We start from the raw sequence: 12,131 nt of genomic DNA on the forward strand, positions 1-12,131 counted from the left end.
ACCATGGCAGTGGTGAAGATCAACGCGATCGAGGTCCCGGCGGGTTCCGGGGCGGAACTGGAGCGCCGGTTCGCCGCCCGGCAGGGCGCCGTCGAGAACTCCCCCGGCTTCCTCGGCTTCGAACTGCTCCGCCCGGTGGCCGGCGAGAACCGCTACTTCGTCTACACCAGGTGGGAGAGCGAGGAGGCGTACCAGGCGTGGGCCACCGGACCCGCCCGGGAGGCACACGCGCGCGGCCCCGCCGCCGGGTCGGGCGGCGAGCAGCCCCGACCGGTCGCCAGCGGCGCCACGCTGCTGGAGTTCGAGGTCGTCCAGCAGGCCGCCCCCACCGCCCCGTAACCCATCCGCCCGCCCGGCCGGCGGCCGCAGCAGGGTGGCGCTGTCCGGGCCCGGTCAGGACTTCCGGGATTCGACCAGGGACGCGAAGGCGACGATGTTGTCGGAGTAGCCGGTGCCGCCGCCGACCCACCGCCCGCCGCAGGTGATCAGGCGGAGCCAGGGGCGGCGGAAGTCCCCGTACACCCGCTCGGCGGGAAGCTTGTCCTTGTCGAAGTGCTCGACCGAGTTGACCTCGAAGACCGCCACCGACCGGTCCTGCCGGGTCACCTCGATCCGGTCCCCCGCCCGCAGCTTCACCAGATCGTGGAAGACCGACGGGCCGGTCCGGGTGTCGGCGTGCCCGACGATGATCGCCGGACCGAACTGGCCGGGGCTGGGCCCGTCCTCGTACCAGCCGACCTCGTGGTGCCTCTCCAGCTCGGGTACGGCGATCGACCCGTCGTCGGCGAGCCCGACCCGGTGCACCGGGGCGCGTACCCCGATCGACGGGACCGCCAGCTTCGTCGGCCGGCTCGGCGCCAGCACCGGAAACTCCCGGGACGGCTCCTTGCTGCCGCCGCCCAGCCAGCGCCACGGCCCGCCCGCCGACTGGCCGAGCCCGGCACCGGTGGCGAAGACGCCGACCAGCACCAGGACGACCGCCAGCGGTCCGGCCACACTCCGACGGGGGCGGCCGGCACTCGACCGGGCCGCCGGATGCCGCAGGTGCGGCGCCGGCTGCCGACTGCCGATCCAGGGCCGCCGGCCGGTGGGAGTACGGGCCACCGGATGCCTCCCGGGTCAGGTCCGACGCGGCGCGGCCGGTCGGTTCCGGCGGCGGAGCGCGACCAGTCCCAGCACGGCGCCGAGCGCGGTGCTGACCACCCCGCCGGCCACCAGTAGCCCGCCCGGGTCGTCCCCGGCACTGCCCCCGAAGCCGGTCGCCGGGCCCCGGTGCGGCCGGGTGGCGCCGACCACCATCAGCCGGGTGGAGCCGCTCGCACCGTCGGGACAGCTCAGTCGGACCCGGTAGGTGTCCGCCCGGGTGCTCTCCGGCACCTGGGCGACCGCGGTGAGGAAGCCCGCCTGCGGCTGCACCGTCACGCTGCCGAACGCCTCCGACTCGACGGTGGCCGGCTGGGTGTTGGTGCGGCAACTGGCCTTGATGCCGACCATGTAGCCGGCCTCGACGGTGCTCGGATTGACCTGCACGAAGATGTCGGCGGCCTGCGCCGGGCCGGCGGGGAGCAGGATCGTGGCCAGGGCGAGCGGAACACCGCAGAGAACCGCGGTGCGTCGACGCGTGGCCACTGCTCCCCCTTCCGGCGCCTCGGGCAGGGCCGGGCACGTGGGGCCCGGGGCCTGCCGTACGCAGAAATCCTCTCATCTGTCGAGGCCGAGCACACGCGGTCGGGCGTACCCGGATAGCTTCTCGCCCGGTCGAGCCAGTCGCGTAGGCTGATATTTCTGTGACCCTCACCAGCCAGAACCAGACCGCCGCGCCCCCGCCGCCGCCCGGACCCGCCGGGGCGGTCCAGCCGGCGCCCGCCGGGGCCCCCCGCCCGGCGCCGTCTGGACGGCCGGCCCAGATCCGCACCTTCCATCCACGCCGGGGCCGGCTCGGCGCGCGGCACCTGGCGGCGCTGGACCGGCTCTGGCCCCGCTACGGGCTGTCCCTCCCGCCCGACCTTCCCGGCGGCGGGCGGCTCGACCTGGCCGAGCTGTTCGGGCGCGAGGCGCCGGTGGTGCTGGAGATCGGTTCCGGGATGGGTGACGCCACCGTGGCGATGGCCGCCGCCGACCCGGGTCGGGACTATCTGGCGGTCGAGGTGCACACGCCCGGCATCGCCAACCTGCTGGCGCTCACCGAGCGGCACGGCCTGACCAACGTCCGGATCGTCCGGGGCGACGCACTCGACCTCGTCCGTCACCTGCTGCCGCCGGATCGTCTCGACGCCGTGCACGCCTTCTTTCCCGACCCGTGGCCGAAGCCCCGCCATCACAAGCGGCGGCTGATCCAGCCGGCCCACGTCGCGCTGCTCCGCTCCCGCCTGGTCGCCGGTGGCACCCTGCACTGCGCCACGGACTGGCCCGAGTACGCCGAGCGCATGCTCGACACCCTCACCGCCGACCCGGAGCTGCTGAACGCCTTCCCCGGCTACGCCCCCCGCCCGGCGCACCGGCCGGTGACGAAGTTCGAGCGACGAGGGACCGCCGCCGGCCGCCCGATCGCCGACCTCATCTTTGTAAGGAAGGGCCCCCGCTTATCGTTTTCTGTTGTAGAAGGGCCCCCGCCTAACACCTGAAACCTGACCCCGCGCGCCGCTAAGCGAAGCCGATTGGCGTTGTCGGGGCTGGGCGGGGCACGATGGAGCGGCTATGACGCTCACCGACCAGCTGCCGGGCAGCGCCGATCCGGACACCCTCTTCGACGCGTTCGCCGGTTGGGCGCAGGAGCGTGGTCTCAGCCTCTATCCGCACCAGGAGGAGGCGCTGATCGAGATCGTCTCCGGGGCCAACCTGATCCTGAGCACGCCGACCGGCTCCGGCAAGAGCCTGGTCGCCACCGGTGCCCACTTCGCCGCGCTCGCCGAGAACCGGGTCAGCTTCTACACCGCGCCGATCAAGGCCCTCGTGTCGGAGAAGTTCTTCGCGCTCTGTGAGATCTTCGGCGCCGAGAACGTCGGGATGCTGACCGGCGACGCGAGCGTCAACGAGGACGCGCCGATCATCTGCTGCACGGCGGAGATCCTGGCCAACATCGCGCTGCGCGAGGGCGAGCGGGCCGACGTCGGCATGGTGATCATGGACGAGTTCCACTTCTACGCCGAGCCGGACCGGGGCTGGGCCTGGCAGGTGCCGCTGATCGAGCTGCCACAGGCGCAGTTCGTGCTGATGTCCGCCACGCTGGGCGACGTCACCCGGTTCCAGGCGGACCTGACCCGGCGTACCGGGCGGTCGACCGGGCTGGTCCGCAACGCCGAGCGGCCGGTGCCGCTGATGTTCTCGTACGCGATGACCCCGCTGCACGAGACCCTGGAGGAGCTGCTCTCCACCCGGCAGGCGCCGATCTACGTGGTGCACTTCACCCAGGCCGCCGCGCTGGAACGCGCCCAGGCGCTGATGAGCGTCAACGTCGCCACCCGGGCCGAGAAGGACATGATCGCCGAGGCGATCGGCAACTTCCGGTTCACCGCCGGCTTCGGGCGTACGCTCTCCCGGCTGGTGCGGCACGGCATCGGGGTGCACCACGCGGGAATGCTGCCGAAGTACCGGCGACTGGTGGAGACCCTCGCGCAGGCCGGACTCCTCAAGGTCATCTGTGGCACCGACACCCTCGGGGTCGGGATCAACGTGCCGATCCGCACCGTGCTCTTCACCGGCCTGTCGAAGTACGACGGGGTGAAGACCCGGCTGCTCAAGGCGCGGGAGTTCCACCAGATCGCCGGCCGGGCCGGCCGGGCCGGCTTCGACACCATCGGCACGGTGGTGGTGCAGGCGCCCGAGCACGTGATCGAGAACGAGAAGGCCCTGGCGAAGGCGGGCGACGACCCGAAGAAGCGCCGCAAGGTGGTCCGGAAGAAGCCGCCGGAGGGTTCGATCGGCTGGGGGCGGCCCACCTTCGAGCGGCTGGTCGAGGCCGAGCCGGAGCCGCTGACCTCGAGCTTCCAGGTCAGCCACGCGATGCTGCTCAACGTGATCAGCCGGCCCGGCGACGCGTTCGCCGCGATGCGGCACCTGCTGACCGACAACCACGAGGAGCCGGCCGCGCAGCGCCGGCACATCCGCCGGGCAATCGCGATCTACCGCGCGCTGCTCGCCGGTGGCGTCGTCGAGCAGCTCGCCGAGCCGGACGAGACCGGCCGACGGGTACGGCTCACCGTCGACCTCCAGCTCGACTTCGCGCTCAACCAGCCGCTGTCGCCGTTCGCGCTGGCCGCGATCGAGCTGCTGGACACCGCGTCGCCGACGTATGCCCTCGACGTGCTCTCGGTGATCGAGTCCACCCTGGACAATCCGCGCCAGATCCTCTCGGCGCAGCAGTTCAAGGCGCGCGGCGAGGCGGTCGCCGCGATGAAGGCCGACGGGATCGAGTACGAGGCCCGCCTCGAACTGCTCGACGAGGTGACCCACCCGAAGCCGCTCGCCGAGTTGCTGGACGCCGCCTACGAGATGTACCGGCGCGGGCACCCCTGGGTCGCCGACTACGAGCTGCGGCCGAAGTCCGTGGTCCGGGACGTGTACGAGCGGGCGATGACCTTCGTCGAGTACGTCGGCTTCTACGGGCTCTCCCGGTCGGAAGGGCTGGTGCTGCGCTACCTCGCGGACGCGTACAAGGCGCTGCGGCAGAGCGTGCCCGAGGACGCCAAGACCGAGGAGCTGATCGACCTCATCGAGTGGCTCGGCGAGCTGGTCCGGCAGGTCGACTCCAGCCTCATCGACGAGTGGGAGCGGCTGCGCAACCCCGCCGAGGAGGCGACGGTGGTCGTCGACGAGAAGCCGCCGGCGGTCACCGGCAACGTGCGGGCGTTCCGGGTGCTGGTCCGCAACGCGCTGTTCCGCCGGGTCGAGCTGGCGGCGCTGCGCCGCTTCGACGAGCTGGGCACCCTCGACGCCGAGGAGGGCTGGGACGCCGACGCCTGGGCGGATGCGCTGGAGCCGTACTTCGAGGCGTACGACGAGATCGGCACCGGGCCGGCGGCCCGCGGCCCCGCGCTGCTGATGATCGAGCAGGGCCGCGACCGCTGGACGGTCCGGCAGATCTTCGACGACCCGGACGGCGACCACGACTGGGGGATCAGCGCCGAGGTCGACCTCGCCGCCTCGGACGCGGCCGGCTCGGCGGTACTCCGGGTCACCGAGGTCGGGCAGCTCGCGCCCACCGCTTAGCCGCACCCCGCGCCGGTCGGCGGCGCGTGGGTGCTGTCGGACCTCGGCGCCGGCGGGCCCCGGCCTGCCGGGCGGTTCGTCACGGGGTTCGCCGGCCGCTTCGTCACGGCCTTGACAATGCCTTGCCACGGTCAAATAATTCAGCCATTGAACAAATTGCCGCCGCGGTCGGGGTTCCACCCCGACACGGTCGGCACCGAGGGGCTTCGGAGGCGTCCGGCTCAACTGGCTCGCCGTCGACCACGTGGTCCGCCCTGTCCAACCGCGCCGCCTGCCCCGTAGACCCCACAGCCTGGGAGGACCGGTGCCACTCGTCGCCGGGGTCGACTCGTCGACCCAGTCGTGCAAGGTCGTCATCCGCGACGCCGAGACCGGGAAGCTGGTGCGCGAGGGTCGGGCGCCGCATCCCGTCGGCACCGCCGTGCCGCCGTCGGCGTGGGAGGCCGCGCTCTCCGACGCGGTCGCGCAGGCTGGTGGGCTGGACGACGTGGCCGCCGCCTCGATCGCCGGGCAGCAGCAGGGCATGGTGTGCCTGGACGCCGACGGTGTGGTGGTCCGGGACGCCGTGCTGTGGAACGACACCCGCTCGGCCGGCGCCGCCACCGACCTGATCTCGGATCTCGGCGGCGGCGAGGCCGGGCGGCGGGCCTGGGCGGAGGCGGTCGGACTGGTACCGGTGGCCAGCTTCACCGTCACCAAGCTGCGCTGGCTTGCCTCGGCGGAGCCGGAGAACGCCGCCCGTACCGCTGCGGTGTGTCTGCCGCACGACTGGTTGACCTGGCGACTGGCCGGCGCGCCGGGGCTGGACGCGCTGCGCACCGACCGCAGCGACGCCAGCGGGACCGGTTACTGGTCGGCGGCAACCGGTGAATACCGTCTGGACCTGATCCGGTTGGCATTCGGTCGGGACGACGTGCTGCTGCCGCAGGTGCTCGGGCCGACCGGTCGGGCCGGGCACCTGCACACCGGCGCGCCGCTGGGCCCCGGTGCCGGCGACAGCGCCGGGGCGGCGCTTGGCGTCGGCGCCGAGCCGGGCGACGTGATCGTGTCGATCGGCACCTCCGGCACGGTCTTCACCGTGGCCGACGTGCCGGCCGCCGATCCGAGTGGGATCGTGGCCGGGTTCGCCGACACCACCGGCCGCTTCCTGCCGCTGGTGTGCACGCTCAACGCCGCCCGGGTGCTGGACGCGGCCGCGACCATGCTGCGGGTGGACCACGCGGAACTGTCCGCGCTGGCGCTGTCCGCCCCGGCGGGTGCCGACGGACTGGTCCTGGTGCCCTACCTGGAGGGCGAGCGCACGCCGAACCGCCCGCATGCCACCGGAGCCGTACACGGCCTGACCCTGCGGGCCTCGACCCCCGCGCACCTGGCCCGCGCGGCGGTGGAGGGCATGCTCTGCGCCCTCGCCGACGCACTGGACGCGTTGGTCGCGCAGGGCGCGACGGCCGACCGGGTCATCCTGGTCGGCGGCGGCACGCGCTCGGCGGCGGTACGCCGGATCGCCCCCACGGTCTTCGGCCGCCCCGTGCTCGTCCCCTCGCCGGGGGAGTACGTCGCCGACGGCGCCGCCCGGCAGGCGGCCTGGGTGTTGTCGGGCGGGCATCGGCCGCCGTCGTGGCCGGTCGGCCAGGTCGAGACGTACGAGGCCGACGCCGTCCCGGCGATCCGTGAACGGTACGCCATGGCCCGCACGAACGTCGTCGACCGCGCCGGCTGACGGCCTCCTCGCCACGATCCGTCCAGGGCAGCTCCGACTCCACCGGACCATCTGCAGACCCGGGCTGCCGATCTCCACAGGATCCCGGCGGACGACACCCGATGTCGCGTCCGGTTGAACGTTGCAGATGGTCAAGTGCCGACCAGCGACTCGTAGGGGTAGGTCCTGACCATCGGCACGCGGGACGGAAAGACCGCTTCGGGCTGGGCGGAGCGGCGGAAATCGATTAGAATGTGTGTACTAAAACGGCTCTTGAACTGGGAGGACAGCCGTGCCAGAGCCCACCGCGCCCGCTCCCACCCCACTGCCCTACGCCACGCTGCTCGCCTTCGCCCGCTACGTCGACCGCACCGGCCCGGCCAAGGCAAATTTCGTCGGCGGCCTCCGCAAGCAGCGTGCCAGCCGCTCTGGCTTCAACCCGCACGGCCAACTCGTCAAGGCACTCAAGGCCGACATCGCCTTCCGGACCGGCGGCCGCCACCTGGCGGAGATCGCCGGTCTGGTCAAGCCCCGCTGGCGCCCGCTCTACGAGGCGCTGGTCCCGGGCACGGTGAGCTACCTGCACTCGCTCGGTGACCTCTCGGCGGTCGATCTCGCCCAGACCCGGGACGCCGTCGGGATGCTCGGCGACCTGCCGGTGAAGATCAATCCGCATCTCGGTCTGCGTTACGACGACGGCCGGCGGGAGGCCGTCCGGCTGCACTTCGACGAGCAGCCGCCCAGCCCCGAGGCGCTGCTGGCGACCCTGCACCTGATGGGCCGGCAGATGGAGCAGGTGCTGCCGGGCGCCGAGCCGGTGCTGGTCGACGTGCGTCGGGGCGTGCCGCACCACCGCGATCCCGCCGCCCGGCCCGACCAGGTGGAGCGCTGGCTGGCCGGCGAGGCGGCCGCCTTCACCGCCATCTGGTCGACGGCCGCCTGATCCACGACCGCCCGACCCGGCGCCGGCCGACGCCACGGCGGCACTCGCCCACAGCCGGCAGGTGCCGGTGTTCCGGGCCTCCGGCCTCTCCGCCGACTCCGGTCTGCTGGTCCGGAACCAGTGCCGGGAAATCGCCGAACGACCCGGCCTGGACGGTCTGCTCGGCACGCTCGTCCGGACGGCCGATGACCGGCGATCCGGGCGTGTCGGCAACCGGCTGCACCCGAAGCGTGACGGCAACCGGCAGCACCCCGAGCCCGCCGGCAACCGGCAACCGGAGCGCGACGGCGACCCGCCGGGCGGGGACCGGGACGGCGGCGAGTGGCGGCTGAGCCGGGACGGCGGCGAGTGGCGGCTCGACGCGGAGAGCGAAACGGTCCGGCTACCCGACGTCCGAGGGGTACGGTATCTGCGTACTCTCCTCGCCGCACCTGGCCAGGAGATCCCGGCGTTGGATTTCGTCGCGGGCGGTGCCGGGCTGCGGGTGCCGGCGGGTGCCCCGATGCTGGACGAGACCGCCCGGCCGGCGTACCGGCAGCGGTTGGCCGCCCTCGACGCGGCGGACCGGGCGGGCGACGTCGAGCGGGCGGCGGCCACCGAGGCGGAGCGGGTCGCCCTGGTGGCCGAGTTGCGCCGGGCCACCGGGCTGGGTGGCCGGCCGCGCACGCAGTCCGGCGAGTCCGAGCGTGCCCGGGTCAACGCCACCCGGGCGCTCTGGGGCACCGTCGGGCGGGTGGAGTCGGCGGCCCCGCTGGCCGGCGCCACCTGAGGGCATCCCTGCGCACCGGTCGGCTCTTCCGCTACCAGCCGGCGCCGGGCGGCCCGAACCGGTGGCGGCTGTGACCGCCCCCGCATACAGGCTGTGCACCCCGAAGTTACGCCCTTCCGGGTGGAACTCGACGACGGGAGACGACGATGCACGACGCCGTACGACAGCACCTCGGCGGCCTGGTCGCGGAGAGCTACGGCACGGCCGACGACCGGCCACCGCTGGTGTTGGTGCACGGCCTGACCTACGACCGGCGCCAGTGGGAGCCGCTGCTGCGGGAGCTGGCGATCATCGACCCGGGCCGTCAGGTGTTGGCGCTCGACCTGCCCGGGCACGGTGAGTCGGCCCGGCAGGACTCCTACTACGTGCACGACGTCGTCGGGCTTCTGCACGAGGCCGTCGTCGAGGCCGGCCTCGACACACCGGTGATGGTCGGCCATTCGCTCGGCGGCATGCTGGCAACGGCCTATGCCGGGATCCATCCGGCCCGTGCCGTCGTCAACCTCGACCAGCCGCTGCTGGTGGGAGACTTCGCCCAGGTGCTCCGACAGGTCGAGCCGGTGCTGCGCAGCAGCGAGCACGGACAGGTCTGGGCGAGCATGCTCGCCCGGATGGAGATCCACCAGTTGCCACCGGCCGCGCGGGAGTTGGTCCGGACCGCCACCACGCCCCGGCAGGACCTGCTGCTCGGCTACTGGGACGAGGTCCTGCGCGTTCCGCTGGAGGAGCTGGGCGAACAGCGGGCGCGAGAGCTGGCGAAGATCCGCTCCGAGGGGATCTCGTACCGCTACGTCACCCAGCGGGAGCCGGACCCGGCGTACCGGCGGTGGCTGGAGTCGGTGCTGCCCGAGATCACGATCACGGTCCTGCCCGGCACCGGGCACTTTCCGCACCTGGTCCAGCCCGCCGAGGTGGCGGGGATCCTGGCCACCGCGGGGCGGGAGCGCTGAGCGGGCGGCGGGTGCCCGGTACGCACCTCCCGGTGCGAGCGGAACACCGGGAGGGGCGGCCGGCCGGGGGCGCCCCGGCCGGCCGCACCGTCAGAGCAACAGCGACCAGATGTCGAGCCGGCCGACGTCCGCGCCGGCCGCGTCCTGCACCCGCAGCCGCCAGGTGCCGTTGCGCAGTTCCCGGGAGAGGTTCACCCGGTAGACCTCGTCGATCACGTCGCCGCTGCCGCCGAGCCGGTCCCGGAGCAGGTAGGAGCTACCGTCCGGAGCGATCAGCCGGAGCACCAGGTCGCCGACGTAGGTGTGCGCGATGACCACCTCGACCTCGCTGGTCGCCGACGCGGCACCCGAGCAGCCGGCCAGGGTGATCGGGCTCTGCACCGCGCCGAGATCGGGAATGGCCAGGTCCGTCCCGTTGCTGCCGAAGCAGACGTGGCCGGGAGCCAGGTTCAACGTCCAGGAATCGAGGTGGCCGACGTCCCCGGCCGCCGCGTCCTGCACCCGCAGCCGCCACCGGCCGTTCGCCGCCTCGCCCGACAGGTTCACCCGGAACGTCCGGTCGATGTCGTCCCCGGCGCCGCCGGTCCGGTTGTGCAGCAGGTACGAGCTGCCGTCCGGCGCCACCAGCCGGACCACCAGGTCGCCCCGGAAGGGATGCACGATCCGTACCCGGACCAGGCTCGTCGCCGACGCCCGGCCGGCGCAACCGGAGATCGTCACCGCACTCTCCACCGTCGAGGAGTCCGGGATGGCGAGGTCGCTGCCGTTCGTCGCCACGCAGCCCGGCGGGTTCGCCACGGTCAGCGTGTACCGGGCGGTGCGGGTGGCGTACCGGCTGGTGCCGACGACCGTCACCGGGTAGCTGCCCGGCGGGGTGGCCGCGGTGGTCCGGACCGTCAGTGTCGACGGCCGGCCCGCCGGCACGGAGGCCGGGCTGAACACGGCGGCGGCGCCGGCCGGCAGGCCGGTGGCGGTCAGCGCGACGGTCTGTGCGGTACCGGCGGTGACCCGGGTCCGTACCGTCGCCGTCACCGAGCCGCCCGGCACCACCGAGCCGGCGGCCGGCGAGACCGCGACCGCGAAGTCGTGCGCCGGCGGCGCCGCCGGAGCCACGTAAAGCAGCACGTTCGGCGAGCCCGGCCCCGGGTTGGTGACCACTCCGGTGGTGCCGGTGCCGACCAGGTGGTCGCGGACCTGCTGCGGCGAGTACGACGGGTTCTGCGCCAGCACGAGCGCCGCGGCTCCGGCCACGTGCGGGGAGGCCATCGAGGTGCCGTCCGACGGACCGCTCGACGTGTCGCCGCCGATCGTGGCGGAGACGATCGCGACCCCGGGTGCGAAGATGTCGACGCAGGCGCCGTAGTTGGAGAAGCTGGCCCGGGCGTCGCTGCGGCCGGCACCGCCCGCCAGCCCACCGGTGGCCGCCACGGTGATCGCGGCGGGCACGCTCGCCGGTGAACTGGCGCAGGCGTCGGTGCTCGAGTTGCCGGCCGCGACGGCGTAGCCGACCCCGTCGGCGATCGAGTTCGCCACCGCCGTGTTGGCGGCGCTGTTCGCCGGGCCGCCGAGGCTCATGTTCGCCACCGCCCGCTCGCCCGGGTCGTGGTCGCCGGTGACCCAGTCGACTCCGGCGATCACCTGGGCGTAGGTGCCGCTGCCGGTGCAGTCCAGCACCCGTACGGCCACCAGCGTCACGCCCTTGGCGACGCCGTACTCGGCACCGCCGACCGTGCCGGCGACGTGCGTGCCGTGGCCCTGGCAGTCGGTGGCGGGCCCGCCGTCGATCGCGTCGAAACCGGAGACCGCCCGGCCGCCGAAGGTGCGGTGGGTGAGGCGGATGCCGGTGTCGATGACGTAGACCCGGACTCCGCTGCCGGCGCTCGGGTAGGTGTAGCTGTCGTCCAGTGCCAGCGGGCGCTGGTCGATCCGGTCCAGGCCCCAGGAGGGGGTCGGGGTCTGGGTGTCGACGAGCCGGACCCGGTGGTTCTGTTCGACGTACGCCACCGACGGGTCGGCCGCGAGCCGCCGGGCCGCCGCGGCGGTGCCGGTGAACTCGAAGCCGCGCAGCGCGTGCCGGTAGCTGCGGGCCACGGTGCCGCCGGCCCGGCCGGCGAGCAGCCCCGCCCGGCCGGCCACCGAGGCCGCCGCCACCGAGGCGTCCTTGAAGACCACCAGGTAGCTCCGGTCGACCGCGGTGGCCCCGCCCTCGTGCCGAATGGCACCTCCGGCAGGCACCGCCAACCCGGCAGGCACCGCCGACACGGCAGGCACCGCCGACACGGCAGGCACCGCCGACACAGCGGGCGCCGGCGTGGCGGTCAGCACGACCGCCAGAGCGAGCAGGGCTGCCGCAGACACGAGTACGAGTGGTCTGTGCGTCCGGGCGTGCCGGGACGTACCGGGAATCCTCATCCCCATCCTTCTCCCCTCCGGCCGGTCCCCGGGCCGCGCGCGACGGTGCCGCGACGTCGACCCGGGGACCGGCACACGGGAGACTACGAGCAGTAACTAGCTGCATGCGCAAGGTAACCGACAGCGGCACAGTCGGCATCCGGTCCATAT

The 12,131-nt window shown here is 73.6% G+C and carries 10 protein-coding genes; 7 read left to right on the forward strand and 3 right to left on the reverse strand.

The window, feature by feature from the left end; genetic code table 11:
- Positions 1-3: 3 nt before the first annotated feature.
- Positions 4-339: an antibiotic biosynthesis monooxygenase family protein gene (locus ACN27G_RS18270; RefSeq protein WP_421494007.1), complete on the forward strand. Its 336-nt coding sequence runs from the start codon at positions 4-6 to the stop codon at positions 337-339.
- Between the two features lie 54 nt (positions 340-393).
- Here the strand turns inward: ACN27G_RS18270 and ACN27G_RS18275 are convergent, their stop codons facing one another.
- Both ACN27G_RS18275 and ACN27G_RS18280 read right to left on the reverse strand, forming a co-directional pair.
- Positions 394-1,044 (reverse strand): class F sortase, encoded by a 651-nt coding sequence (locus ACN27G_RS18275; protein WP_421497366.1) that lies wholly within the window; start codon positions 1,042-1,044, stop codon positions 394-396.
- 75 nt (positions 1,045-1,119) lie between these two features.
- Positions 1,120-1,629, reverse strand: coding sequence for a hypothetical protein (locus tag ACN27G_RS18280; RefSeq protein WP_421494008.1), 510 nt, complete (start codon positions 1,627-1,629; stop codon positions 1,120-1,122).
- Between the two features lie 278 nt (positions 1,630-1,907).
- Between ACN27G_RS18280 and trmB the strand changes: the two genes are divergently transcribed.
- The 6 genes from trmB to ACN27G_RS18310 all read left to right on the forward strand — a co-directional run bounded on the left by trmB (position 1,908) and on the right by ACN27G_RS18310 (position 9,569).
- Positions 1,908-2,624: a tRNA (guanosine(46)-N7)-methyltransferase TrmB gene (gene trmB, locus ACN27G_RS18285; RefSeq protein WP_421497367.1), complete on the forward strand. Its 717-nt coding sequence runs from the start codon at positions 1,908-1,910 to the stop codon at positions 2,622-2,624.
- A 73-nt stretch (positions 2,625-2,697) separates the two neighbouring features.
- Positions 2,698-5,208 (forward strand): DEAD/DEAH box helicase, encoded by a 2,511-nt coding sequence (locus ACN27G_RS18290; protein WP_421494009.1) that lies wholly within the window; start codon positions 2,698-2,700, stop codon positions 5,206-5,208.
- Between the two features lie 304 nt (positions 5,209-5,512).
- Positions 5,513-6,928, forward strand: a complete 1,416-nt coding sequence (locus tag ACN27G_RS18295) for a xylulokinase (protein WP_421494010.1) — start codon at positions 5,513-5,515, stop codon at positions 6,926-6,928.
- Between the two features lie 271 nt (positions 6,929-7,199).
- Complete coding sequence (locus ACN27G_RS18300; protein WP_421494011.1) at positions 7,200-7,850, forward strand: hypothetical protein; 651 nt, start codon at positions 7,200-7,202, stop codon at positions 7,848-7,850.
- 61 nt (positions 7,851-7,911) lie between these two features.
- Entirely contained in the window at positions 7,912-8,619 is a 708-nt protein-coding gene (locus ACN27G_RS18305) for a hypothetical protein (RefSeq protein WP_421494012.1), read from the forward strand.
- A 146-nt stretch (positions 8,620-8,765) separates the two neighbouring features.
- Positions 8,766-9,569 carry an alpha/beta fold hydrolase gene (locus ACN27G_RS18310; RefSeq protein ID WP_421494013.1) on the forward strand — a complete coding sequence of 268 codons (804 nt, stop codon included), beginning with the start codon at positions 8,766-8,768 and terminating at the stop codon, positions 9,567-9,569.
- Positions 9,570-9,659: 90 nt separating this feature from the next.
- On the opposite strand, the gene ACN27G_RS18315 is transcribed toward ACN27G_RS18310, so the two are convergent.
- On the reverse strand, positions 9,660-11,981 hold the full coding sequence (locus tag ACN27G_RS18315; protein ID WP_421494014.1) for a proprotein convertase P-domain-containing protein: 2,322 nt from the start codon (positions 11,979-11,981) through the stop codon (positions 9,660-9,662).
- Positions 11,982-12,131 lie beyond the last annotated feature (150 nt).

It is taken from the genome of Plantactinospora sp. WMMB334 (assembly GCF_049179095.1).
Classification (GTDB): Bacteria; Actinomycetota; Actinomycetes; order Mycobacteriales; family Micromonosporaceae; genus Plantactinospora.

What these genes read in the sequence shown, in the direction of transcription:
- ACN27G_RS18310 (WP_421494013.1), top strand. Translation starts at nt 8,766, where the DNA reads ATGCACGACGCCGTACGACAGCACCTCGGCGGCCTGGTCGCGGAGAGC.
- ACN27G_RS18290 (WP_421494009.1), top strand. Translation starts at nt 2,698, where the DNA reads ATGACGCTCACCGACCAGCTGCCGGGCAGCGCCGATCCGGACACCCTC.
- ACN27G_RS18315 (WP_421494014.1), bottom strand. Translation starts at nt 11,981, where the DNA reads ATGAGGATTCCCGGTACGTCCCGGCACGCCCGGACGCACAGACCACTC.
- ACN27G_RS18270 (WP_421494007.1), top strand. Translation starts at nt 4, where the DNA reads ATGGCAGTGGTGAAGATCAACGCGATCGAGGTCCCGGCGGGTTCCGGG.